At 68.7% G+C, this 24,350-nt stretch carries 19 protein-coding genes; 10 read left to right on the top strand and 9 right to left on the bottom strand.

Annotation, left to right across the window (positions count from 1 at the left end; genetic code table 11):
• Positions 1-26 precede the first annotated feature (26 nt).
• Positions 27-1,223, top strand: coding sequence for an XRE family transcriptional regulator (locus tag B207_RS0122300; protein ID WP_018638823.1), 1,197 nt, complete (start codon positions 27-29; stop codon positions 1,221-1,223).
• A gap of 3 nt (positions 1,224-1,226) precedes the next feature.
• Positions 1,227-1,505 (top strand): DUF4411 family protein, encoded by a 279-nt coding sequence (locus B207_RS34965; RefSeq protein WP_018638822.1) that lies wholly within the window; start codon positions 1,227-1,229, stop codon positions 1,503-1,505.
• Between the two features lie 6 nt (positions 1,506-1,511).
• Here the strand turns inward: B207_RS34965 and B207_RS0122290 are convergent, their stop codons facing one another.
• Both B207_RS0122290 and rnhA read right to left on the bottom strand, forming a co-directional pair.
• Positions 1,512-2,585, bottom strand: a complete 1,074-nt coding sequence (locus B207_RS0122290) for an outer membrane protein assembly factor BamB family protein (RefSeq protein ID WP_195905337.1) — start codon at positions 2,583-2,585, stop codon at positions 1,512-1,514.
• 653 nt (positions 2,586-3,238) lie between these two features.
• On the bottom strand, positions 3,239-3,673 hold the full coding sequence (rnhA, locus tag B207_RS42975) for a ribonuclease HI (RefSeq protein ID WP_026311320.1): 435 nt from the start codon (positions 3,671-3,673) through the stop codon (positions 3,239-3,241).
• A gap of 852 nt (positions 3,674-4,525) precedes the next feature.
• Here rnhA and B207_RS0122280 point away from each other — a divergent pair.
• From B207_RS0122280 to B207_RS42970, 4 genes are all read left to right on the top strand, one after another.
• Complete coding sequence (locus B207_RS0122280; protein WP_018638819.1) at positions 4,526-4,846, top strand: hypothetical protein; 321 nt, start codon at positions 4,526-4,528, stop codon at positions 4,844-4,846.
• A 167-nt stretch (positions 4,847-5,013) separates the two neighbouring features.
• Positions 5,014-5,136 carry a hypothetical protein gene (locus B207_RS42380; RefSeq protein WP_018638818.1) on the top strand — a complete coding sequence of 41 codons (123 nt, stop codon included), beginning with the start codon at positions 5,014-5,016 and terminating at the stop codon, positions 5,134-5,136.
• Positions 5,137-5,147: 11 nt separating this feature from the next.
• Complete coding sequence (locus tag B207_RS0122270) at positions 5,148-5,690, top strand: DUF6879 family protein (RefSeq protein ID WP_026311319.1); 543 nt, start codon at positions 5,148-5,150, stop codon at positions 5,688-5,690.
• Positions 5,623-6,051: a helix-turn-helix domain-containing protein gene (locus B207_RS42970; RefSeq protein ID WP_407671448.1), complete on the top strand. Its 429-nt coding sequence runs from the start codon at positions 5,623-5,625 to the stop codon at positions 6,049-6,051. The genes B207_RS0122270 and B207_RS42970 overlap by 68 nt, the downstream gene beginning before the upstream one ends.
• Positions 6,052-6,302: 251 nt before the next feature.
• On the opposite strand, the gene B207_RS0122260 is transcribed toward B207_RS42970, so the two are convergent.
• Entirely contained in the window at positions 6,303-7,436 is a 1,134-nt protein-coding gene (locus tag B207_RS0122260) for a helix-turn-helix domain-containing protein (RefSeq protein ID WP_018638815.1), read from the bottom strand.
• A gap of 170 nt (positions 7,437-7,606) precedes the next feature.
• Between B207_RS0122260 and B207_RS0122255 the strand changes: the two genes are divergently transcribed.
• From B207_RS0122255 to B207_RS0122240, 3 genes are all read left to right on the top strand, one after another.
• Entirely contained in the window at positions 7,607-7,861 is a 255-nt protein-coding gene (locus B207_RS0122255) for a hypothetical protein (RefSeq protein ID WP_018638814.1), read from the top strand.
• Positions 7,858-8,052 carry a hypothetical protein gene (locus tag B207_RS0122250; RefSeq protein WP_018638813.1) on the top strand — a complete coding sequence of 65 codons (195 nt, stop codon included), beginning with the start codon at positions 7,858-7,860 and terminating at the stop codon, positions 8,050-8,052. The genes B207_RS0122255 and B207_RS0122250 overlap by 4 nt, the downstream gene beginning before the upstream one ends.
• Positions 8,053-8,387: 335 nt before the next feature.
• Positions 8,388-8,840: a deaminase gene (locus B207_RS0122240; protein ID WP_018638811.1), complete on the top strand. Its 453-nt coding sequence runs from the start codon at positions 8,388-8,390 to the stop codon at positions 8,838-8,840.
• A gap of 86 nt (positions 8,841-8,926) precedes the next feature.
• Here the strand turns inward: B207_RS0122240 and pglX are convergent, their stop codons facing one another.
• The 6 genes from pglX to B207_RS0122200 all read right to left on the bottom strand — a co-directional run bounded on the left by pglX (position 8,927) and on the right by B207_RS0122200 (position 22,905).
• Complete coding sequence (gene pglX / locus B207_RS40015; RefSeq protein WP_035741757.1) at positions 8,927-12,511, bottom strand: BREX-2 system adenine-specific DNA-methyltransferase PglX; 3,585 nt, start codon at positions 12,509-12,511, stop codon at positions 8,927-8,929.
• A gap of 135 nt (positions 12,512-12,646) precedes the next feature.
• Positions 12,647-14,224, bottom strand: a complete 1,578-nt coding sequence (locus tag B207_RS34955; RefSeq protein ID WP_084692266.1) for a P-loop NTPase family protein — start codon at positions 14,222-14,224, stop codon at positions 12,647-12,649.
• Positions 14,225-14,364: 140 nt separating this feature from the next.
• Positions 14,365-18,948, bottom strand: coding sequence for a BREX system serine/threonine kinase PglW (gene pglW / locus B207_RS0122215; protein WP_018638806.1), 4,584 nt, complete (start codon positions 18,946-18,948; stop codon positions 14,365-14,367).
• Positions 18,949-19,037: 89 nt separating this feature from the next.
• Entirely contained in the window at positions 19,038-20,234 is a 1,197-nt protein-coding gene (locus B207_RS37135) for a CBS domain-containing protein (RefSeq protein ID WP_154675540.1), read from the bottom strand.
• 11 nt (positions 20,235-20,245) lie between these two features.
• Positions 20,246-22,063, bottom strand: coding sequence for a DUF262 domain-containing protein (locus B207_RS0122205; protein ID WP_018638804.1), 1,818 nt, complete (start codon positions 22,061-22,063; stop codon positions 20,246-20,248).
• 245 nt (positions 22,064-22,308) lie between these two features.
• Complete coding sequence (locus B207_RS0122200; protein ID WP_018638803.1) at positions 22,309-22,905, bottom strand: TetR/AcrR family transcriptional regulator; 597 nt, start codon at positions 22,903-22,905, stop codon at positions 22,309-22,311.
• 156 nt (positions 22,906-23,061) lie between these two features.
• On the opposite strand from B207_RS0122200, the gene B207_RS0122195 reads away from it, so the two are divergent.
• Positions 23,062-23,901 carry a TauD/TfdA dioxygenase family protein gene (locus B207_RS0122195; RefSeq protein WP_018638802.1) on the top strand — a complete coding sequence of 280 codons (840 nt, stop codon included), beginning with the start codon at positions 23,062-23,064 and terminating at the stop codon, positions 23,899-23,901.
• Positions 23,902-24,350 lie beyond the last annotated feature (449 nt).

Below are 24,350 nucleotides of genomic sequence, written 5' to 3'. Positions count from 1 at the left end.
ATGTGCCCGCTGTCGAGGGGAGAGTGATGGCGCAGTCGATCCCCGCGCTCGTCGAACCCTCGGTTCTGCGGTGGGCTCGTCTTTCGATCGGGCTGACACCGACTGCGGCCGCACGCCGGATCGCCGTTCCGGACGGGCGCGTCGACGAGTGGGAAGCCGGCACCGCGCAGCCCACGATCGCGCAGCTGCGCGCGGCTGCGGTCGCCTACAAGCGCCCGTTGGGCGTCTTCTTCCTGCCGGAGCCGCCTCGCTCGTTCGACGCGATGCGCGACTTTCGGCGCCTCGACGCCGGAGCGGACCGGGAATGGTCACCCGAGCTGCACGCGGAGTACCGGCGAGCGCTTGCCCAGCGGGAGCACGCGCTGGAACTTGCTGAGCTCGACGAGCGACCGCCGCCCACGGTCTGGAGCACGACCGTCGTTACCGAGGATGACGACGAGGAGAGGGTCGGCGCCTTCGCTCGCCACGTCCTGACGACGACCCAGCCCGCTCCGCCGCCCGTGACCGGCACGGAGTACGACGCCCTCAACTACTGGACGGCAGCCGCGGAGGACGCCGGCATCCTCGTCATGTCGACATCGCAGGGCCGAGTACTGACCCAGGAGATGAGGGCGTTTTCGCTCTACTTCGACCAGTACCCGGTCATCATGGTCAACGGAAGCGACGCACCCCGCGGCCGGCTGTTCTCTCTGCTGCACGAGTACGCGCACCTGCTTCTGCACACCGGCGGGCTGTGTGACACGGTCACCAGCCAGCGTGAGACGACAGCCGACCGGCGGCTGGAAGCACGGTGCAACGCGGTGGCGGCCGCGGCCCTGATGCCGGCCGAGGCCGTGATCGCCTGGCTGGAGTCGACAGGCCACGGCGAGGTGGACGAACGGTGGAGCTACGCGGCCCTGCGGGGGGCCGCTGCCCCGTTCGGGGTGAGTGCCGAGGCATTCCTCCGGCGGTTGGTCACCCTCGGCCGCGCTAGCAGGGAACTCTACGACGCCCGGCGGCCGCAGTTCGTCGCCGCGTACGAGGCGGACTCCGACCGCAGCCGGGGCGGTGGCAACTGGTACCGGAACACCGCGCGCGACCTGGGGAAAGGCTACGTGCGCCGAGTGGCGGATGCACACCGCCGGCGCGTCATCGACAGCTACACGGCCGCCACCTATCTCAACGCGAAGGTAGGCCAGATCTCGAAACTGGCAGAGGAGGCGGCAGTCCGGCTGCCGGCATGACGGATGTCATTTTATTCGTTCGACACCAGCGCGCTGATCAACGGGCGACGCGACCTGCTTCCTCCCGCGGTCTTCCCGTCGCTCTGGCGCAATGTCGAGGAAATGATCGCAGTCGGTGACATCCGGGCAGTCGATGTCGTCAGGGACGAGCTGGCCAAGCGCGACGACGAGGTGAACGCGTGGGCCAACCTCCAGAGCGACCTGTTCGTCGCGCTCGGCCTCGAGATCCAGCAGGCGACGAAGACGGTACTCGCCTCGCATCCCAAGATGATGGGAAGATGAGAGCCGTCAGCCGTCGGCGGGAAACGCCCAGAGATCTGACTCGTTCGGATCCAGGGCGAGGCCCACATTACCGTTCACGATGAAAGGCGCGGCTCCCGGTGCGGTGGCTCGGTCCGCACCGGTCCGGGCGTCGAGGATGACGGGGCCGCTCTGCGTCGTTCCGTAGACTGCGCCGTGCCAGGCGCTGGTGATGGTGGGTGCGACCCGATTCGCATCGTTGTCGGGAAGGGTCCACAGCCAGTCGCCCGTCGTGGTGTCGAATGCGGCGGCCCATGGACGACTGAAGCTACTCTGATGGCAGACGGTCACCGAAGCACCGTCATACTGGCAGGTGATGCCGTTGTAACTGCCGCTTCCGCTGTCCTTCACCGTCCCGGTGGCGGCATCCAACAGACTGAGGAAGTTCTGGCTTCCCAGCGTCTGCCCATAGGCGACGACGAGCGATGGGCCGCCGGGAAAGATGCTGACGTTGTGCGCGCTCTCGGTGTTCGTCCAACGAACGCCGCCGTCGGGCAGAGACAGCCCGGAAACCTTGGCCGGAAAGGACGCTGACGGGACCTCACCGACCGCGGTGTCGCCGGCGACGACGCGTGCGGCGAAGTCGTCCTGTTTCCAGCGGATCTTTCCGCTGGTCGCGTCGATGGCATAGGTGGTGGCGTCGGGCGAGTTCCCGAGGCTTGAGACCCGGACGAGCACGGTGCGTCCATCGCTCCAGACCGGTGCCGCAGTCACTGCGTCGTATGTCTGGCTTGCCCACTGTTCCAGCGGTACGGTGGCGCGCCAGACCGGCCGGGCGCCAGGTGCCTCGATGCCGACGAGTTCGACGCTGCGATGACCAGGTGTCGTCCCGCTGCCGGGTATGTCGACGATGAAGGCGGCATACACCCGTCCGCTGCCGTCGACGGCCGCGGGCAGCGGCGGCTCGGCGGGATTGTCGCCTGCCCAGCCGCTCGGCGCGTACGCCACGCCGCTGCCTGACTCAGGTCTGATCGGAGCACCGAGCTGCTGGCCGGTACGTGTCTCGACGACGAGAAGATGGTCGGTGGCGGCGATATAGGCGACCGTTCCGACGAGAGCCACCGGAAGGGGCTTCCGTAGGTCACCGCCGAGGTTGAAGGCGCCCTCGCTGGCCTCATCTGGCAGCGGTGCCGCGGCGTCCGGGTTGAAGTGCACCGGGGGGTCGTAGCTTCGAGCCGGGGGAAGCGGCCTGTCGGCTGTCGGGGCAGCTGCCCCTGCGCCGCCGCGGGACGGACCGGGGTGCTCGATGCCGAAGTCGCCGCCTCCACAGGCGGCCACGACCATGAGTACACAGCTGATCGAGGCCAGTAGCTGAGCGGAGCGGCGCACTGTGTCCACGATCCCTTAGCCGTGCGAGCGACGATCCTGAATAGGGAGAGATTACCGCAAAGCGTCGCCAGACGGTCACGTTCTGGGTGGATCCGACGGCCGGGCTTGCGACCCGACCTGGCTCACGCTGATCGCTCCAACCGCCGCTTCCGCCCCAGAGGAGCAGCGCGCCCGGTGTCGAGACCGAGGCGGTCGAGGTAACCGTCGATCTGGACGAGCGCGGAGCAGAGGGGCCGGCGTCGCCCTCGGCGCGGACCCCCAGCTCGATGGCCCGGCGTTACACGGCCTGGGTGCCATCGGGCCCGTGGTAGGGCCAGGTGACGAGGAGGTCGAGCCGGCCGGGGGCGCGCGATTCGCGGGTTCGACTGTCGTACTCTCGCGACGGATCAGTCCGGGAGCCGGCGGGCTTCGGACAGTCCGCGGTTCGCGAGCTGGTCGGCGAGCTCGTTGCCGGGATGGCCGGCGTGTCCACGTACCCACAGCCATTCGATGTCGTGCGCACCCACGGCGGCGTCCAGGCGCTGCCAGAGATCCACGTTCTTGACGGGCTTCTTCTCTCTCGTCTGCCAGCCCTTCTTCTTCCAACGAGCCAGCCAGCTGCTTATGCCGTTACGCACGTACTGGCTGTCGGTATGAAGACGCACAGTCGACGGCCGGGTGAGGGCCTCGAGCGCCATGATCGCAGCCAGTAGCTCCATGCGGTTGTTCGTGGTGTCGGCAGGCTCACCACCACAGATGGTTTTCTCGTGTCTGCCGTAGCGCAGGACCGCCCCCCATCCTCCTGGCCCTGGATTACCCTTGCAGGCGCCGTCGGTGAAGATCTCGACGACGCCCGCACCGTCGCCGGGCGGCTTTCTGTCTCCGCTGGCGGCTCCCGCCGATCGATCCACGGATATGGGTAACCGGAGCGCTGTGGGCGGCTTCCGCTCGACATCATCCGTGATCTGCTCGTTCTGATCAATCAAGCGCTGCCTCCAGCCCTTCGGCGGAGGCCAGGGAACACCCCACAACGCGAGTTGTTCGCGGGTCCAGCCTCCTGCCGGCGTTCGCGCGGCGTCGATCTCGTCCGGCGTCGGAGCCATCTGACGATCATAGGCCGCAGTCACATCAGAGGCCCGCGTTCGCCCCGGCTCCCGCATGGCAGACCGTGACGGACAAGGGGACGGCGGGCATTGACGCTCGGCGCGGGCTCGTGGCTCAGCCGCCGAAGGCGGCCCGGTGGGCAGCCTGTGCTCCATCCGGCGCTTGCCCCACTCCGAGCGGCGGCGTCGTTCCCAGGCTGAAGCCTGCGGCGCCCCTTCGACCCGCGCCGAGGACCGCATACGCGGCGATGCTCCTCCCCGCGGCCGTCAGGATGGTCGCGCCAGGTACGTCAAGATCGGCGCCCAGGAAGGCGCGGCGCCGATTTGTGGCCGGAGAGAGCCGCATGTTCGAAGTGGGGTGACATTGCATGATGCGATACACTCGCCCCCCTGTGATCATATCGATCACAGGGAAACGCGTCGATCCACGGGGGATATCTGATGACCCAGGCAAACCATCCAGTTGACCGAGTGCGGACGACCGCATCGGAAGTCGATCTTCGGGCTGCCGGGATACCAAGTCCCCTGCCATCGCCCCCTGCTTCTCTCGTTCCGCGCAAGCAGGGAGCATGGGGCCTGTGGTGGCTCTGCATGGTCACGTTTTCGATTTACTATTTCATCTGGTACGACAGGATCAACGGTGAGCTGTCCGCGATCCTTGGTCAGCCGCGCAGGGCTAACAGCCGCTGGTGGAATCAGATCATCCCGTTCTGGGCCTTCGTCGGCCTCGCCGCCACCGCGAAGCGTCTCAATGCCGCGCATGCAGCAGTCGGTTCACCGACGCGGGTCGGTGTCTTCACCGCGTGGTTCTGGGCACCCGGCTGGTTCGGCTCACAGACCCGCTATCTGCAGCGACGCGTCAACATCCTGCACGACGTGCTGACCTCCCGGGCCGCCCACCAAGGTTACTGATCGCCTGAGCCCAGGCCCGCCTGGCCACCGTTTGTGATCGGGCTCGCCCTCGCGGCCGGTGGAATCGTCGTCACCGAAGAGAGCGCGAGCGGCAGCATCGAAAGGCCGCGGATACCGGACGTGCGCGCGGCGCCGAGTGGTCGGCGTCGCGCGCCATCGACAGCCGCGTGTGCGGCGCCGGAACGGACCCCCAGGTGCTGGCGGACGTCGGCCCCGTCCCGGACCATGAGACCTTGATCGAGATCCCGGAAGACGTCCTGAAGTTCTACGCGCGCCGCTACCTGGAGTAGGAGGAGGAGCACTGATCCAGCTCATCCCACCCGGCCCCGAGCTCCGGCGGCTCTTCCACTCCTTCGAGCACACCGCCTTCCGCCTGGAGGCACGCGACACCTACGACGCGACCTACGAGCAGGAGTCGCTGGAACGGTTCCTCGCGGGCGAGCCGGACGATCTTCCCTGGATGCGCAGCTGGCTGGACGTGCTCCACGAGGCCACAGCCGCCGGCCGGCGGTTCGCCCGGGTCCGCGTCGTGAGCCTGCCCCTGACCGACTACAGCCGTTTCGGGGTGTACTGCGCGCAGTTCACGAACGGCGCCGGCGAGGACATCCGCTACCTGCCACGCGACCAGGCCGAGGCCGCCGACCTGCCCCGCCACGACTACTGGCTGTTCGACTCGTCCAAGCTGGTCCGGATGCACTTCGACGAGGCCGACTGTTTCCTCGGCGGGCAGGTGGTCGAGGACCCGGCCGAGATCGTGCGGCACAACCTCTGGCGTGATGCCGCCTGGCACCACGCCGTCAGACGGGACGACTTTGCCACCCAGCAGCACCTCGGACGCGTCTAACGTCCAGGAGGCGCGCAGCGCCCTCGGCAAACGGCTCCGTGAGCTTCGCGCCGCGGCTGCCCTGAGCGGCCGGCAGCTCGCGGAGTCGTTGTCCTGGCCACCCTCGAAGGTCTCCAAACTGGAGAACGGCCGGCAGACCCCGACGGACGATGACATCAGGGGCTGGACCGAAGCGACCGGCAGCCAGGCAGAGGCGCAGGCCCTGCTGGCCACTCTCCATACCCTCGAGGTCCAGCACGCCGAGTGGCAGCGCATCCTCCGCGCTGGCCTGAAGCCGCGGCAGCAGGAGCTGATCGTGGCACGGCTTCTGGATCTACGACACCGAGCGGGTCCTCATCGAAACCTTCAGCGCGGCGCTTGACCTGCGGCAGCCGCCGGAGATCGAGCTGTACGCGGGCGCCTTCGAGCAGCTCGCCGCTGTCGCCAGCTACGGCCGGTCCGCACGGGCGATCATCAATCGCACCGTCGACGATCTTGCCGGTGACGCGTCTCCGGATGGCTCGTAGTTTCACTCGTACCACTGCCATCCGCATGAATTCGAGAAATCTCAAGAAACTTTCTGGCCGTTCGCCCCGGTCGCTCCTTTCCCTCCGATCGAACGCCGGGACAGCGTCACGCGACGGAGGAGGGCGCCTCTACCTCTTCCATGAGCATCCGCAGAGTCAGGCTGTGCTTCTCCGGCGGTAGGGCGTTCAGGGCACCCCGGGCGTACGCGACACCTCCCGCCTTGTCGCCAGCTCGCGCCAACATCAACCCACGGTGCATTTCGAGGTGCGTACGGAACCGGGGCAGGCTGTCAGGCAGGGTCGCGGATGCCGCCTCCTGAGCCTTCAGAGCCCCGTTCTCGTCTCCCAACCTGGCCAGGAGCAGGGACGTGAACACGTTCATCCGCCAGTAGGGAACCGCGTAGTCAGACTCCTGTTCCTCGGAGCCAGCCGCATCGAAGATCCGGCGTCCCTGGTCAAGGAGGTGATTCGCGGTGCCCTCGTCACCCCGGATCGCGGCGACGTGCGCACGACCCATGACAGCGTTCAGCCTGCCGAGGGACGGGCGGTCATCGATGGCTTCGGCCTGTCGAGCCAGGGTCTCGGCGACCCCCAACGCCGCTCCCTCGTAGCCGAGAGCGATAGCCGCCCGTCCGCGAACCCACACGCGGGTCTCGGGACCGCCTGACCTGTCGGCAGCTTCCACAGCCGTCCTGTACCAGGTCACGGCTTTCACACCGTCACTGCCGGGGTACGTCTTCGCGTACAGCGTCGCCAGCCGAGAGGCGACCCCCCACCGTTCCGGCCCGTCCAGCTGCTGCTGGATGACGAGCATGTCAGCCGTCAGGCGCTTCTGAATCTCGCCAGCACCCAGGGACATGTAGTCACGCCCGTACGACACGAGGGTCTCGTTCCAGTCGTCGACGTCCGGGCCCGCTCCCGCGAGTGCAGCCGAGAATCCGCCGTGGAGCAGGTCTGAGGCTACGACCGGGGCAATGCCCGTGGCGACGGCAGCGATCGAGGTGAAACGGCGGCGATCCACGTTCTCGTTCTCCAGGACTTGTAGCGGGACCTCCAGGACTCCGGCCAGGTGCCGGAGCCAGAACGGGTCAGGGCATCGGATCGCCCCACGCTCCCACCGGCTCACGGTCTCCCGCGTGATCGTGTCGTGGCCGGACGCCTTGACCAGTTCGGAGGCAAGCCGCCCCTGGCTCCACCCGCGTGCTGAGCGTAGGTCTCGAATCAGGTCTCCTACCGCCACGGCACCAGTCTGCCCCTACAGGTGCCCCTACCGGTAGATGCGGAACGTGATCAGTCTGTGTCTGGGCGCATCGGGCCGTCAGGGCGTCGGTGCGCCCGCTCAGACGCCCCCGGGTGCGCTGCCGCCGACGAAGCCGGTGTGCCCGGGGGCCCCAGAAGGCGGAGGCGACCATGCCGTATGTGAGGGTCACCCGGGAGTCCGGCGTCCCGGACACCATTTATCTGACCTGGCCACACGTGGTGGCGGCGGGTCCACAGCAGATCGTGCGGGATGCGTTGACCGAACCAGGCGTGACCTCCGTCGAGCTGGCTGATGACGCCAGGTCTCGCATCCTGTTCCAGGACAAGGCACCGACTCCCGATGCTGCCCGCCGTCGCCGTGCCGCTCTCGTGATCGGTGACATGCCCCGCGACGACGCCCGGTGATCGTCATCTTGTGTTATGTGGACGAACGGGAGTCGACATCCACCATCGTCAGCCCCGAGGTTCTCCGCCATGCTGACCTGCCGGAGCTTGCCTCTCGCCTGGTGCGTCTGCTGCCCGGGGCTGAACGGGTGAGGATCGTCGACGACATCGGGCATTCCGTGGCAGACACCGGAGGCGTGGTGTCCGCTTGAGAGCCGCTCCGAGTTGCGGATGGACCTTCGCGCATGGGATTGGGCGTCATTCGGATGAGGCGCGCGGTGGCCTCAGTTGATCATTTGGTGGCACAGCGGCCGCGGGTGGGAGCGGGTGGGCGCCAGCACGCACTCCGGACGCATCATGACCAGTCTGCGGTCCCTGCGTGACGCCGTTGCCGGATGGCAGACTGTTTCCCAGGTGCGCGAGTTCCGCCAGGCGATGGACCGGGCCCCCACGGCCGTCAACGTCTGACTGCCGCCATCCCGCCCACCGGCCGTGCGGCCCGCGCCCCACGCCAGGGACCGGGCCCCAGGGAAGGACGAGCCGCTCCATGCCTCAGCTCGACGACCACCGTTGGATGACCCGGGCCATCGAACTCGCCCACCGCTGCCCACCCGCCACCGGCGCCTACTCGGTCGGCGCCGTCATCGTCGACGAGAACAACGAGGAGATCGCCTTCGGCTTCTCCCGTGAGGTCGACGACGCGGTGCACGCCGAGGAGTCCGCACTCGCGAAGATCGCCCCCGACGACCCGCGGCTCGCCACCGCGACGATCTACAGCACCCTCGAGCCCTGCTCCCAGCGCAAGTCCCGGCCACGGACCTGCACCCAGCTCATCCTGGAGGCGAAGATCCCACGGGTGGTCATCGCCTGGCGCGAGCCCAGCCTCTTCGTCGCCGACTGCCAAGGCTACGAACTCCTCACCCAGGCCGGTGTCACCGTCGTGGAACTGCCTGAGCTTGGCGAGCAGGCCCGCGCCATGAACGCCCACCTGTCGGTCTGACCCAACTGAACTGCCCCGAGGTGCGGATGGCTTCGCACCCGGGACCGGCGTCAGTGATGCGGATGAGGCGCGGCGGCCTCAGTCGATCATTTGGTGGGTCGGCGGCCGCGGGTGGGAGCGGGTGGGCGCCAGCTGGTCAGGGTGTCCTCGGTGAGGTTGAGCTGGCCCATGGTGTCGGCGAGGAAGGCGTCGTAGACCTCGGCGGGGGAGCCGTCGTAGAGCGGGTCGATCTCGTTGTGCCACTGGCGGACCCAGGGCATGACCTCGCGCAGGCCGGCGACGAGCGGTGTGAGGCGGTTGCCGTCCCAGCCGTCGTTGTCGCGGCGGTCGACGATCAGGGTGGCCAGCGCCTGCGCCTGTTCCCGGTGGTCGAAGCCGGCCCAGCCGATCAGCAGCGTCGGGTCGTTGTCCCGGCCGGCCGGCTGGTAGGAGATGAACCGTTCCTTCGGCACGTCGAGCTTGCCCCGGGCCCGCCAGAAGGAGGTCTTCCGAAAGTCCTTCGGCGTGTACTTCCGTGGAACGGGAATCGCGTCGCGGATCTCCCTAGCCTTTGCCGGGGTGGGCGCGGCATCCTCGGCACGCTGCTGGTCCCAGACCGACTCCCAGTCGGCCCACTTTGCCAGGCCGTTGTCCGTGTAACGCAGGGCGGCGAGGAACGGGACGTGCTCGTCCTCGACCAAGGCGGCGACGACCTTGGTCAGTTCCTCGCCGGGCCTGTAGAACTCGGCGACGGACACGAAGTCCGCGTCGGCGGCCAACTCGTCGGCAAGCTGGCCCGTGGTCCACAGCCGCGGTTGCACCATGCCGTCGACGTCGGCGAACCAGAGGTCACGAGTCTCCAGCCGGTCAAGCAACCAGTCCCGCAGCGCCGCGTCCTGCAGCTTGTCCCAGCCCCCGGTCGCCCAGCGGCGCTTGTACTCGGGTCGTTCGATCAGCCCGATGTTGCGGTCCGTCTCGATAGCCGAGATCCGTTTCTCGACGAGAGCCCGGTACTCGGCTGGCCAATGCATAGGTACCTCGGTAACCGGAGTGGATCCGTGGCGATTGAACCACTCGGATTGCTCCTCGCCGGCCGCGATTTTCCTGGCCAGCACGATTTCGAACGCCCGCTCGCCCAGCTCGATTTCGGGGACGTCGGTGATCGGCAGTGTCAACTCATCGGCCAGCAGCCCATACTGTCTATAAACCTGCCAATCCAACTCCTCCTGAAATGCGATAATCCGCGCTCGAAGAGAGGTCCATTCGTCTTTGGCGGCTGCGAGTCGTGATCGCGTCGGCAAAGTTGTTGCTACTACTTGAGTCGGATTCACCGACGTTAGATTCTGTGCAATCTCGTCGGATTTTTTTCCAAGCTTCAAAGGAAGCTCTGCAGGTAGCGGAAAGTTCTGCACCTTTGTGCCTGCATATTCATAGAAATTTTCCCAGGCGTCGGCGGTTCGGCGCGCACCCGTTGAATCTGCGGTACTTCCGAGACTATGGCAGACTTGTTTGAACCAGAAGCACGCGGTTGAGCTATTTAGTACACCCAGCAACCCAAGATGCTCGTTTTCTGAGGTTGCTGCAGGCATCTTGACCACCGTGGCTGACTGCTTGAATACCCTGCCGTCGCGATCGAGGAAGAAGTTGTTGTGGGTTGAAATAAAAGAGAGTGAAATAGTTAGTTCGTGGGCTTCGGTATCGCGCGTAAGCTGATGCCAGCTGTGCCAGCTTCGGCCTTCTTCAAAGTACGTCTTTTTTGAGAATGTAGCGCGATGTCCTAGCGTGGTGCGGGTTGGCCATAGCCAACGGATTGAGTAGGGGTCGTCAAGGGGGATTAGCGTGAAATCCTGCTCATATGGGAAGAAGGCGCTATCGCCTTGAGTGATGCTCCAGTCGCGAATGTCTTCACCGATAACGAGTTCGCGCGTCATTCGCTGGGGAACTCCGCGACGACGCCAAGCTTGACTTGGCGCTAGCATCACGTCGTCGGCGTTAGTCATGCCCTGTACGCCGATGCGCTTAGCGTTAGTTCCAAGGCGCTCCGATGTCTCATCTAGAAATTCGAGCAGTTCGGTAGCTCCACCGCCACCCACACTCCATGGATGGTGAGACCACTGTTGACGTTCGACGTCTGTGGCGCTTATCCATAGGCTCTCGGAGCCGGGGGAATCGATCTGTTCGACGATTGCCCGCCAAACTAGCCCCTCGGCTGGATTGGCTGGAGTTGTCGGTTCGCCGCGCTTGCCGAGGATAGCTCGTACCGATCGGGATCGGTTCCACCGGTTTCGCCGTCCTGCGAGTATTACTGTGGTCACTCCAGGGCCTGGAATATAGGCGCCGGATGTATCAATGACGTGAGTCAACTCAACTTTGCTGGCGAAAAAATCTTCGATAAGCTTCGTGCCGAATTTGCGTTTCATGAAGGCGTTGGCTAGAATTTGTCCGACTCGGCCGGCGTTACGGCCTTCAATATCTGCCTGTAGGGCGAGCTCGAAGAATCGCTGGGCAAAAGGTACGGTCATCTGGTATTTGCCAGAGGCGGCGCTATACAACTCGCGATACAGGCCGTTTAGCGTCTTGTCCTTGACGGGCATGTACGGCGGGTTGCCGACGACTGCGTGGTAGCGGCCGTCGTTGAGAATGTCCAAATGATCGGCGAGATCCTCGGTGCTGTAGGAAAATTCGGCGAGCTCGTCGCGTTCCTCGCCGAAAAGGTCGAGCTGGCGGCCCTTGAGTAGGGAGTCACCAACCGCTACATGCAGAGGAAAATTGTATCCTGCTGCCGCATCGAGTGTGGCAATTTCAGCCGCCCGTAGCGCAGCGACGATCAGTCGGAACTTCGCGATTGCGGCTGCATACGGGTTGATGTCCACGCCATGCACTGCGTCCAATGCCCGACTGACTTGCTCGAATGCATCCTTCTCGGGTGCGAACTTTTCCCACTCCGCACGCAGGCGGTGAAACGCGCCCAGTAGGAAGTGCCCTGATCCACAGGTGGGGTCGATCATCCTCACGGCGTCGTAGCCGAACTCCTCGATCGCCGGTGTGAGTGTCAGGTCGAGGATGAACTCCTCGACGAACTCTGGAGTCTGGAGAAGGGCGTACTTGTCGCGGACGTCCTCGGAGAGGTCTTGGTACAGGTCACCGAGGAATCGGGTGCCCCAATCCGGGTCGGTGAAGTCGTGAACCAGCTCCCCGGACTGGCGTGTGCGCCAGAAAGTGATCAGGTCTCTGGCCGTGTCGTGGGTAAGGGGGATCTGGAACAGTGCGTTGTGTCGCTCGTCGAACAGCCCCGCTCCGACTGGCACCTTCGAGATCTCGCCGAAGGCTGCCAGCAGCCAATCGCGGGCGGTGAGCTCCGGGTGCTGGACGTAGAACTCGTTCAGCCGCTCCTCGGCCAGCGTGAGCCGCGCTTCCGGCCCGGCGAGGTACGGGTCGCCGATCAGACCGTTGTCCTCGCAGAACCGGACGAACACCGTCCCGAGCACCCACGCGACCGCGGCCTGCGTGACCCGCTCGTCCAGCCAGGCCTTCCAGGTCGCCGCCGTCCGGCCGACCTTGAACGCCCGATCGTACTCGGCCAGCAGCCGCGCCCCGACCTCGGGCACCGCATCGACCTGGGCTTCCAGGTCCTTCTCCAGCACCTTGACCTGCTGCTTGGCGCCCTTCAGCAACGCCACCCGGTCGATCACGCCTTACCCCCCAGCTACCCAGCCCGCTGTCAGTTCATCTGCCTCCGCTCCGTCGGGAGGAGCCGGGACAGATCCGATGCTATGGGCAGTACGGTGCGTCACCGGAGCGCCATGCCTGAGGCAGGCCACCGCCGGCTATGACGGTGCCCGGGTCGGCTGGCGGGCAGGTGGCAGGACCAGACGGGCGATGCTGATCGAGTGGCCGGACGGGCTGACCTGAGTCGTCAAGGGCCCGTCGGCGGCCGGCATGGGCTGCGGTCTCTGGTCGAAGATCACGATATAGCCCGAGGACAGGCCCAGGTGGTTCAGGTAGTCGTCGAGCTGGACGATCGCGCCCTTGAGCGGGTCGGCCTTGCCAGGACGCTGGGCTTTCACCTCGAACACCTCGCGCTGCTCGGCACGGGCGCCGTCGCGGGCGGTGTAGCGCCAGCGTAGGTAGAGGTCGGCGCGCCCCCGGCCGTTGGCGTACTCCCGGAACACGTCGCCGTCACCGTTGACGGCCCGGTCGAGCCAGGCGAACAGGAAGGCATGGGGGAGCGCCTCCTCGTACGGCCTCCCGTCGCCGAGCATCTTTCCGTGCGTGCGCCAGAACGCCGCGAGCCCGGTCAGCGCGCCCGGGACGTCGAACCGGCCGTCGGGCAGGACGAAGTCCCGCGCCGTGGGAAGCACGGCCGGGCTGGGGACGACCTGCTCGGCGAGGGCCCGGGAGATCACCTCCGCGTAGATCGGATTGGCGATCCGCGGACCCGCCTGGTCGCCTTCGGTGATCAGCCCGAGATCGAGGACGAAGGACCGGTCGTCGGAGTACTCCAGGTCAACGGGCTGCTCCGAGCCGGCGAGGAGCGGCAGGAGGACCCTCTGCACCTCCGGCTCACGTAGCCGGCGCACCAGCGAGTCCAGATGGCTCGGCCGGGCCTGGATGACCCGCTCCCGGGCGGTGTCGATCTGCTCGACGGTGACCGGCTCTGTCGCCGGGACCTTCATCCGATCGACGATCTCCGCGGCGAGAGCGTTGACCAGCCAGGGCTGACCGCCGGTCAGCGCGTACACATGCTCGACGGCCTCGTCGGTGAAGACGCGGCCGGTCTCCGCGGTGTGCTGGCTGTAGAGCGCCCGCACCTCGCCGAGCGTGAAGTCCCCGAGCCGCAGCGACTCGACAACGATGTTGAAAGGGCTGGGCCCGCCCGACCGCTCCGGGCTGCCGCCGGCGGTGGTTTTGTAGTCGCGGACATCGCGTAGTCCGCAGACGGCGATCGAGGCCGGGAAGGCGCCGGGGCGGTCCTCGAAGCCCTCGCGGATCTGGCTGAGCACCGAGACGAGTGTCGCCCCCGTGAGAGAGTCGATCTCGTCCAGAAACAGGACGAGCGGCCTGGGGCAGGAGGCGGCCCAGGCGGCGAGCGAGCCGCCGAAGAGATAACCATCAGGACCTTCGGGCCATGCCGGTGGGCGCAGGTCCGCCGGAAGGCCGAGCTGGGCCTCTTGTCTGGCCTTCGCCAGGATGGAGCGGGTAGCACCGCCTATGTCGTCACCGAAGGCCGCGCCGCTCTGCAGCGAGAGTTTCACCGCCGCGTACTTCCCGCTGGCCGTCAGCTCGGCCGCGAGCGCCCGCAGCGTCGTCGTCTTCCCGGTCTGCCTCGGTGCATGCACCACGAAGTAGTTCTCGCGCGCCACCAGGCCCGGCACCTCAGGCAATCGCGCCGAAGCTGCGATCATGTAATGCTGCCCCGGCACGCAGGGTCCAGCGATGTTGAACCAGCGCACCACCACTCACCGGCCTCCTACGCCGCAAAGACCATGACCCGATCAACCGCAACTCTACGGCGGCGGGCGTTGGATGATCGTCGGGCCGGGCGCTACGACGCGGCGAGGCCGGGTTCGTTGTCCGCGGCGCGGTGCAGGTTGGCCACCCACGAGTCCGGCAGCGGCACCCAGTCGCTTCCGGTCACCAGCTGCACGAGCGCGCCGTCGAGCCGTGGCGGCAGGCTCGGCTCGGTCGTCGGGCAGAGCAGCCACAGCGGCCGGCCGCCGGCCCGCGTCCGGGCCCGCTCGGCGAGCGTGAACAGCACGTCGAGCCCCCGGCCGTCGTAGCGGCCGAAGACGCCGGCGTCGTGCAGCAGCAGCGGCGCGGGCTGCCCGCCCGGGCCAACCCGGCCGGCGGGGGCGTCGACCAGTGCGGTGAGCAGCGGCGCGGCCCGTTCCCAGGCGAGCCGCACGTACTCGGCGAGGTTCGCGGCGGCGCGGCTGCCGGGCTCGGCGGTGTCGGCGCGCAGGATCGTCGCCCACGTCGGCTTGGGCCGAGGGTCGACCTCGGCGTGCAGGGCGTCGAGGAACACGGCGGCGACGTCGACCGGTTCGGCGGCGAACCGGTGCGGCTTCGTCAGCTCGGCGCGCGCTGTCAGGTAGTGGCTGCGCCGGACGGTGAGCGCCCGGAACCCGCCGGTCTCGGCGGCCGCGGCCAGGCGCTGCTCGGCGGTCGCGGCGGCGATCCGTCCGGGGCTGTCGTCTGCCAGCGCCGAGCCCGAGCGGCCGGCCCGGGCACCCAGGCCGGTGGGCTGGCGGACGACCGGTGTCGGCCGGGAGCCGAGGCCGGTCGAGGAGAGCAGGCCGTGCGGCTGCGCGTAGCCGCCGCGGGCGTGGTCCCAGTCGAGGGTGAACCCGGCGTCGCGCAGCGGGCCGTGGAGCCGCGGATGCGGCGGCAGCTCGGTGGCCAGCCCCGGGAACCGGGCCAGGACCCGCTCGTGGACCGTCTCGACGAGCAGGAGATCGCGCTCGGCGCGTTCGGCACGCTCGTCGGAGCCGGTGGGCTGCGCGGGGATGCCGCCGGGGCGGGCTGGGAGGAGGACGCCGGCCTGGGAGAGCCGCAGTGCCCGGACGAGGCCGAGGTCGCGCGGGTAGATCTCCAGGCGGGCGTTGGTCGCGGCAGTGCGGGAGGCGGCCGCGGCCAGCCGGACGAGGCGCGGCGCGGCGAGCGCCGGCATCCCGTCCGGGGTGTCCGCGGCGAGCTCGCGCAGCACGGTCGCCGGGCTGGGGAGCTGCTCGGCCTTCGCCAGCCGGTCGGCGACCTTGCCGAGCGCCACCGCGTAGTCGAGCAGCGCCGGCGCGGACGGGGTGTCAGGGCTGTCGGCCTCGGTCACCTCCAGGGCGACCAGAACCCGGTCGCTGTCCTTGTACTTCCGCCGGGCGATCCGCGGCTCGGAGTCCAGGTCGACGGTTTCCAGCGCGGCCCGGACGACCGCCGCCGCCCGCGCCCGCGGCGCGATCGTCCCCGGGGAGCTGCCCCGGCGGGCGAGCACCGCGGTGACCAGCTCGTCGAAACCCATCACCCGGCCGGCGTCGGCGAGGATCTCGACCAGCTCGTCGTGCACCGAACGGACGGCGGCGTCGGCGTGCCAGGCCCTGCGCCGCGCGATCAGCACCTGGGCGATCCGGCCCGGCGTCACCCCGACCCGCTCGGCGACCAGCTGCTGCCCCGGCCAGAGCGGCAGGTCCGGCAGGGTGCCGGCGGCATCTGGCAGGCCGAGCAGCAGGCGGGTGGCGTTGGCCTCGGTGGTGGCCCGCGTGGAGCGGGGCAGCAGCCGGTCGGCCACCGCCTCGACCGGCATCCGGGCGTAGTCCGCCGCCGTCGTGGGCTGGGCCGCCGTCGGCACGTCCGCTGGCGGGCCCTGCGGAGCCGGGGCGAGCGCGCGGCGCCACTGCCGGATCCGGGCCTGCAGCTCCTGGCGGGTCTTACCGGCCAGGCCGGGCAGGCCGATGATGTCCTTCGAGCCGAGGTCGAGCAGGTCGCCGACGGTCGTCGCGTCCAGCCGGTGCGCCGCCGAGACGGCGCGCGGCGACAGGCCCGCCTGCTCGAGTGGTGTGGCCTCGGTCGCCTGGGCCGCGGCCTCGTCCGGGGTCAGCGGCTGCTCGCCGGCGGCCGGGTGGACGCTCGGCACCGGCGGCGTCGAGTCGGCGGCGCGGAAGACGGCGAGCCAGGCGTCGCGCATGTCCTTCAGCGAGCCGAACCGCCTGCCCGCGTCCCGGTCGAGCGCGTGCAGGAAGAAGGAGGTGAGGCCGGCTCGGATCGCCGGGTCGAACGCCTCGGTCGCCACCGTCGGTGGGCCCTCGGTGAACCGCGCCTCGGTGGAGCCGTCGCCCCACAGCGGCAGCTCGCCGGAGGCCATCTCGTGCAGCGTGACCGCCAGGGCGTACCGCTCGGCCTGGTCGTCGTAGGTGGTGCGGGTGCCGGCGCCGAGGAACGGGTCCAGGTAGCGGGGCGTGCCGGCGGCCGTGTCGCGCACGGAGTGGTTGGCCAGCGAGAAGTCGATGAGCACCAGCTGCCAGGTCCGGTTGGGCCGGCGGCGCAGCACGATGTTGTCGGGCTTGAGGTCGCGGTGCGCGACGCCCTCGCCGTCGAGGTAGTCGACGGCGACGAACAGGTCGTTCGAGAAGATCTCCAGCTCGTCGACCGACAGCCGGCCCTCGCGCAGCTTGCGGGCCATGGTCTGCTCGCCCGCGTGGTCGAGGACGAGCACGGTGCGCCCGCCGATGACGAGGGTGTCCTGCCGGGCCAGCCGGATCACCCGCGAGTCGCGCAGCCGGCCCAGCACGTCCGCCTCGTGCGCGAGCCGCGCTGCCCGCTCGTCGGAGAGCGCGACCTTCAGGACCTCGTCACGCTTCGTCTTCTCGTTGTGCGCGAGGAACGCGCGGCTCGTCGAGCCGGTACCGAGGCGGCTTCTGATCCGCCACTCCCCGCCGACGAGGTCGCCGCGCTCGGCCTCCAACGGGTCCAGCTCCGGCGCCGGCTCCTCCGGCGGGTCGACCGTCGGCGTGGTCGCGGTGGTCGCGCTTTCCGTCGCCTCGACAGCAGGCGCCGTGACGTCGTCGACGACGAGCTCCAGCCAGTCGAGGAACTCGCCGACGGTGGCGAAGCGATCATCCGGCTTCGCCCGGGTGGCCAGCGCGACCAGGTCGTTCGCCGTCTCGGACAGCGAGTCGACGACCGCGGACGGGTGCAGCCCGCCGGCCTCGGTGAGCCGCGCCTTCAGCGCGTTGCGGGTCGGCGCGGGGGCCTCACCGGTCAGGATCAGGTAGGCGAGCGCGCCCAGGCCGAACACGTCGATGCCGACCGGGTCCGGGTACGGGGCGTCGACCTCGGGGGCGAGGTAGCTCTCCGCGGCCCGTTCCAGCTGCGGCAGGAACCGGTGCGCGGGCTCGATGGCGAGCGCGACCGAGGCCGTCGTCATCGAGCCGGTCAGCTGCCCCGTCGACGCGTCGATGTCGCGGGCCGCCGCCTGCCAGTCGCTGATGACCAGCCGGGGGGAGAGCCAGCGCCGCTCACTCTCCGCCTGGTCGTCGTCGCCGCGGCGGGCGGCCGGCACGACGAGGACGCTGCGGGCCGCGAGCGCCCGGTGGTAGAGGTGGCGGCCGTGCGCGTAGTCGAGCGTCTCGGCGAGCTCACGGATCATCCGCAGCCGGGTGCCGGCGTCGAGCCGGTCGCCGTACCGGGCGAGATAGTGGTCGAGGCGCATCTCGTCGGGGTGGTGCCGGAAGATCAGCGCCGGGCCGGCCTCGTGCTGCTCCAGGCCGTCGACCTGCACGATGCCCTGGTGGTCGATCCCGTTGAGGACGAGGAACTCGCGCCTGGCCGCCGCCTCCCGGGTGCGGCGCTCGGCCTCGGCCGCGCCCGTCTCCACCAGGTAGATCCGCACGCGGCGGCGCGCGGAGCCCATCTGGGTGTGCCGGGCGTGGTAGTCCTGCCACGTCGGGCCGGACTCGAAGGCCGGGAACTCCAGCTCCCACGCGCCGACGCGGTGGTGGCGCCGGCTGCGCGCGATCCCGGCGGCCGGGAGCAGCGTCGCGAGCCGCCTGGACGTCTCCGGGCTGATCCGGGCGCGTTCGTCGCGTAGCGGCGCGTCCAGCAGGCTGGACCAGATCGGCGGCAGCGCACCCGCGGTGCCCGCCCTGACCGGGGCGCCGCCGGTGGCATCGGCGGGCTCCGGGCCGAAGATCCCGTGCAGCTGGAAGTCCGGCAGCTCGACCTTCAACGTCCCGTTCGAGAGGAAGACCGCCGGCTGGAAGAACGGCATCCGCAGTTTGCCGAGCCCCTGCGCGCGGGCCGCGGTCTCCAGGAGGTGCTTGAGCTCCTTGGACTTCTGGTTCGCGAGGATCAGCGGATTGTCGAAGATCAGGTCGCTGCCGGACGGCCGGTGCTGGACCCAGTTCGACCCCGACGCCGTCAGCCGGCCCGCCCAGCTCTTGATCTCGATGAGGTACACCCCGCCGCGGGCGACGACGAGCAGGTCGACCTCGCGCAGGTGCCCGGTCGACGCGACGAAGGTGAAGTTCGACCAGGCCCGGTACGGCTCCGCGTCCGGCAGCAGCCGCTGGACGTGCTCCAGCGCCTCCCGCTCATGCGGGAACTGCGACGCCGTGACCGTCGTCCAACGCCTGTCCTGCACCCCGTCTCCCCGCTGCTCCCGCCGCCACGCTCCGAACGACGACCCCCGTTGCCCCAGCCCGCGACCTTAGCCCACCCCCACAAGCCCACCTACAGGGCGAGCTTCTTCAGCATTCCGTGGAGCTGGTTGATCTGGCGGTTCTCCTCGGCGGTCAGCGGCGCCGTGCGGAAGTGCGCGACAGAGTTACGGATCTTGCGGACGTCGTCGAGGAGCTCGATGAAGGCCGCGCGGTCGACGAACGGCCAGCCGAGCTTCTGCCAGTTCGCCGGCACGTCCAGCAGGTACTTGTAGTTTCCGAACATCATCTCCGCGACTCGGTCGGTTTTCTTCCCGGTGGCCTTCAGGACGGCCGGATCGTGGTCGAAGACAGGCGTGAGGAAGCTGCGGATGAGCCGCTCGATCTCGCCGATCACGAAGAACGGCCGGGCGAGGTCGCCGAAGCGGGTCGCGACGTCGGCCATCGTGACGATGCCGCAGATCTCCCCCTGCTGGTTGCGGACCAGGACGTAGTCGGATGCGGTGATCGTGGCGAGCGCCGCCAGCAGGCTGTCCGTGTCATGGACGACCTGGACGTTGCCGTCGGTCGCCTTCGCCAGGGTGGGTTCGTGACTGTGCGCGTACAGCATGGCGACGGACTGCCAGGTCACGACACCGTGGAGATGGAACTTGCCCTCCAGCACCGGGATCTGGGAGTAGTCCCACTGGAGCATGCAGGTGATGGCCTTGTGAAGGCTGTCCCCGGGTCCGACGGTGCGGAGCTCCCGGTGCGCTGACAGCAGGTCGCCGACCCGCAGCGTTCCCGCGGGGAGCTCCTCGTCGGGGTACTCGCCCGCTTCCTCCTGCCCGGGCCCGGTCGGCGTCTCCTGCCCGGTCGGCGTCTCCTGCCCGGTCGGGCCCTCCTGGCCGGCCGGTCCCGTCGCACCGTCGTCCGCGACTCGCTGGGACGGGATCTCCTCGGACGAGGCCGAGGCGTCACCCGGTGGAGGCGACGAGGTGGGCTCCCCGGCGACCGTCGCGTCCGGAGAGCTCGGCGTGGGCGGGCCGTCCTCCTGCGCGGGTCGCGAGACCGGAAGGACCTTGATCAGGGTGTCGAGTGGGCCGGCCTCGAAGGTCGGCTCGGTCGTCAGCCGTGCCTGGGAGAGCCGGACGCGGAGCGCGGAGATCGCCGTGGGGCTGCGGACGCCGTAGCCGAACCGTTCCAGCAGCTGCCGGATCGTCAGCTCGCTGTCGACCAGTGACGTGAGGATGTCGTCCATGAGGGGTGTCTGCGGTCTCTGCGTCTCCATGTGGTGGGCGGTCAGTCGGACGCAGCGACGGACGCGGGCGTCTCCCGGCCCGCGGGCCTGCCCATCGCCTTCTCGATCAGAGTGAGCAACCTCTGGATCCTGTCCTGGTAGAAGGCCTCGAAGTCGTTGGCCCGCAGTGTCTTCGGGTCGATCCGCTGGGAATCGACAAGATCGTCGATCCAGTCGACCGGCAGGCCTGACTCGCGGGCGAACATCTCGAGGTAGGTCGCCGGAGAGCGACCGCCGATCGTCTTGGCCGCGCGCAGCGAGAGGGGCGACTTGTTGATCACGCTGGTCATGCGGGGGTCCTTGGTTCCGGCGCGCTCGAACCAGGCCTTCGGAAAGATCTGCCGGAAGTCGACCGTCTCGGTCACCAGCGTGTCGGCGTTGATCGGCGCGTCGGTCGCATACCAGTCGTAACAGCCCTGCTGCAGCAGCAGCGCGAAGACGCCCTTGTAGGCGGCGCTGACCTTCGTCGTCATGGTGTGCAGCCGCTGCTCCTGGAACGCCGCCTCGGTGACGGTGTCCGGCTCCCTGCCGGTGCCGTTCACCCAGTCGATCACCTGCTCGACGTCCTTCGGGAACCGGCTCTCGGTGGTGCCGCCGTAGAGCTCGCCGAACACGCCACACCAGTACCAGCGGACGATCTTCTCGTAGGCGTCGGGCCGGTCGGCGGCCTCCCCGAGGATGGTCCTGATCGCGGCCAGCGGCACGAGCTGTGTGCGGTACGGCAGTTCGCCGCTGCGGAAGACGCACTGGCCCTGGAGGAAGTCGCCGGCCCAGGCAAGCGCCTCCGTCACCGCGGGGGACCATTTCCGGTAGTCGGCCAGCGGGAGTGTCAGCAGGTCCCTGCGCTTGCACCGGATCGACGGTGCGTCCGTGGTCCGTCGCGGATGCTCGGCGAGGTAGTGGTGGCGCTTGTGGTAGCTGATGACCAGCGTGAGCGCCTGGAGGAAGTCGATGTTCTTCAGATCCTCCAGGACGGGGTACTTCTCGCTCAGTCCCTTCGAGATCCCTTTCCAGTCCTCCTGGAGATTGAACTCCGATCCGTGCTGGGATGCGTACTCACGGTTGCCGGCGTAGGTTGCCGTCAGCAGTTCGAAGACGTTCAGGACAAGGCCGCCGGTGTTGACCTTCTCGAACACCGTGCAGACGGCCTCGTTGCTCGTCTCCTTGGGGAGCTTGACCCACGGCACGAGGAACTTGTTGATCCTCTTGAGCACCTCGCCGTTGAAGCGCCCCCAGGTTCGTCTCCGGTCCTCGTCTACTGCGTACGTCCACTGCCAGTCATTCGTCGCCATCGAGTCCAGGCTGAGGTTGAGCGGGAACATCCCCGCCGCGCACTCCTTCTCCCGGCTCGTCAGATCGATGACGTCGTCCGGCCCGGAGCCCCGGCGCAGCAGCCGGTTCGCCGGAACGGAGACGATGGCCTCCTCGCGCTCGTCCTCGCTGCCGATCGCCCGGACGATGTCGATGTAGTACCAGACCGACAGCTCGTTGTGCCGCTCGTCCTCGGTCTGCACGGGCTCGCTGGAGACCAGTGCGTGGTAGAGCGAGGTGAGGCGCTGCTGCCCGTCGAGCAGCAGATGCGCGGGGGCCGCTCCGTCGGGAACCTTCGTGCCCTGCAGCGGGCGTGCCTTGAACTGCGCCTTGCCGCCGGTCTCCAAAGACATGATGACCCCGAGCGGGAACTCCCTGGTGACCGTCGCGAGCAGCGAACGGATCCGTTCGTCGTCCCACTTCCACGCCCGCTGGAAGTCCGGCAACTGGATCTTGCCGGCGGACACGTCGTTGAGCAGCGTCTCGAGGAGAGTGTCGTGCACCGCCACCGCGCGTTCCCCCTGTCAGCAGATGGTCGCCGACCGTTGGAGTATCTCCACGCTCCGCGCCGGCGAACGAACTGTACCGACTCGACAGCACACGACCCGACACGCCAGACACGAAGGCGGACACCCCGGTCGCGGAGACGGAGCCCGGCGAGCGGGCGCCCGGGCGCCCGGGCGCCACCGCAAGGACCGCCGGTAGCGCCGGTAACGCCGGCTCGCCGGGCCGGGGTCGGTGCGACCGCACTCGGTCAGGAGATCAGGTCTATCAGGGTGGCGATCAGATCCGCCGGTGATACGCGGCGGGGGGACCTTCGGAACGACTGCGTGTTCAGGTGGTAGCCGATGAGCGTGCTTCTGATCATCTCGGCGAGGGCCTGCGGGTCGCGCCGGGGGATCTGCCCGGCCTTCATGAGCTGGTCCAACCGATGGGTGCTGGCGTCGAGGGCGGCGTTGTACAGGCTCTCCACCTCGTCGAACAGGGTGCCCATCGCGCGGGCGTCCCGGCTGATGATCGTCTCGAGTCTGCCGAGCTGGTCCAGCGTCGTCAGGGTCTGGTGGAACTCCAGCGCGAGGGCGACCTTCGCATCCGCGACGCCCGGTTCGCGCGGTTCGCGCGGTGAGTCGGGCTCCGCGTCGCGGATCGTGGCGCGGTACCGGTCGAGTTCGCGGCGGACGACGACCTCGAAGAGCGCGTCCTTCGAGGCGAAGTGGCGGTAGAACGAGCCGGATCCGGCCCGCAGCCCGGCGCGGGCCTCGATGTCGGAGACCGTGGTGCCGGCGAGGCCCTTGCGGGAGAACAGGACGAGTCCGGCCTCCATCAGGCGCTCGCGGGTGTCCCGGGCCATGCCTCACTCTAGCGCGCCAGAAGATCCTTTTAGGATGCAAGAAGATCCTTGCGTTGTGTGGGCGGCGAGTGGTACGAACGGAGGGCATCCTGAGCACGCGAACCGCCGGATTCCACCTGTCGGGGGACGTCCGGATTCCATCTGCCGGAGGAAGTCATGTCGATCACGGTCACCAGGTTGACGCCCGACATCGGCGCCGAGATCAGCGGCTACACCGGGAGCGAGCTCGTCGACGAGGCGGTCGCCGCCGAGTGCAGGGCCGCGCTGGACGAGTACGGCGTCCTGGTCTACCGGGAGGTGCACATCGAGGACGGCGACCTGGTCCGGTTCAGCCGGATGCTGGGTGAGGTCGTGGTGCCGAAGGTCAACGACCCCGGGGAGTATCCGGAGATCGCCCACATCACGCTCGACCCGGAGAAGAGCGTGCTGGCCGGCTACCGGCAGGGGAACTTCCTCTGGCACATCGACGGCGCGACCGACGAGCTTCCCCAGCAGGCGACGCTGCTCACCGCCCGCGAGGTCGACCCCGCCGGCGGCGACACGCAGTTCGCCAACACCTACGCCGCCTACGCGGCCCTCTCCGACGAGGACAAGGCGGAGATCGCTGACCTGCGGGTCGTCCACAGTTTCGCGACCGCCCAGCGGATCGCCTATCCCGACGCCGGCGAGAAGCAGCGGGCGAGCTGGGAGGGGGTGCCGACGCGGGTGCACCCGCTTGTCTGGACCCGTGCGAACGGGCGGAAGTCCCTGCTGGTCGGGGCGACCGCCGGTACGGTCGTCGGCTGGTCGGAAGAGCGCAGCCGGGCCCTGCTGGACCGTCTGCTCGAATGGTCCACCAGCCCGCGGTTCACCCTCCGGCACCAGTGGCGGCGCGGCGACCTGGTGATCTGGGACAACACCGGCATGCTCCACCGCGCCCTGCCCTTCGAGCCGACCTCACGCCGGCTGATGCACCGCACCACGCTCGTCGGTCAGGAGTTCGTCACGGCCGGGTGACGGCCGGGTGACGGCCGGGTGGCAGCCGGGTGGCAGTGCGGGCGCGCATGACCGTTGTCCCTTCCGGCGGGTGAGGATCGGGCGGCTATGAGTCCGTCCGCTGGTAGGTGGTGGCTTTGCCTCGGCCGCCGACTCTGCTGCTTAGTTCGCGGGTCGGCGTCCCGCTTCACGATCACCTCCCGTCCCCGGCTGTCGGTGGACAGGTAGTAGGTCTGCACCAGCATCTGCCGCAGGATCGCCACCGCGGGGATCTCGGTCAGCCAGCCGGGNGCGNNGGGGGCGGCGACCGCCCGGCACACCGCGAGCGCGTCCTGGCCGAACACCACCGCGAGGCGGTCGCGGGCCGTCTTCGAGGACGGCATCGTCCACCCGTTGACACGCTCGCCGTAGCGGTGCGCCAGCTCGGCGATGTTCAGGGTGTCGGCCAGCCAGTCCGGGGCCGCGACCGC

Origin of the sequence: Parafrankia elaeagni (genome assembly GCF_000374165.1) — a bacterium.
Lineage (GTDB): Bacteria > Actinomycetota > Actinomycetes > Frankiales > Frankiaceae > Parafrankia > Parafrankia elaeagni.
The sequence above is the reverse complement of the archived record's forward strand: the minus strand, read 5'-3'. Positions and strand labels throughout refer to the sequence as shown.

Coding starts and splice junctions, on each gene's coding strand:
- B207_RS0122200 (WP_018638803.1), bottom strand. CDS start 22,905: ATGGCCCGGGACACCCGCGAGCGCCTGATGGAGGCCGGACTCGTCCTG.
- B207_RS0122255 (WP_018638814.1), top strand. CDS start 7,607: ATGCCGTATGTGAGGGTCACCCGGGAGTCCGGCGTCCCGGACACCATT.
- B207_RS34955 (WP_084692266.1), bottom strand. CDS start 14,224: ATGATCGCAGCTTCGGCGCGATTGCCTGAGGTGCCGGGCCTGGTGGCG.
- B207_RS37135 (WP_154675540.1), bottom strand. CDS start 20,234: ATGGAGACGCAGAGACCGCAGACACCCCTCATGGACGACATCCTCACG.
- B207_RS42970 (WP_407671448.1), top strand. CDS start 5,623: ATGCCGCCTGGCACCACGCCGTCAGACGGGACGACTTTGCCACCCAGC.
- B207_RS0122195 (WP_018638802.1), top strand. CDS start 23,062: ATGTCGATCACGGTCACCAGGTTGACGCCCGACATCGGCGCCGAGATC.
- B207_RS0122300 (WP_018638823.1), top strand. CDS start 27: ATGGCGCAGTCGATCCCCGCGCTCGTCGAACCCTCGGTTCTGCGGTGG.
- B207_RS0122280 (WP_018638819.1), top strand. CDS start 4,526: ATGGTCACGTTTTCGATTTACTATTTCATCTGGTACGACAGGATCAAC.
- B207_RS34965 (WP_018638822.1), top strand. CDS start 1,227: ATGTCATTTTATTCGTTCGACACCAGCGCGCTGATCAACGGGCGACGC.
- B207_RS0122240 (WP_018638811.1), top strand. CDS start 8,388: ATGCCTCAGCTCGACGACCACCGTTGGATGACCCGGGCCATCGAACTC.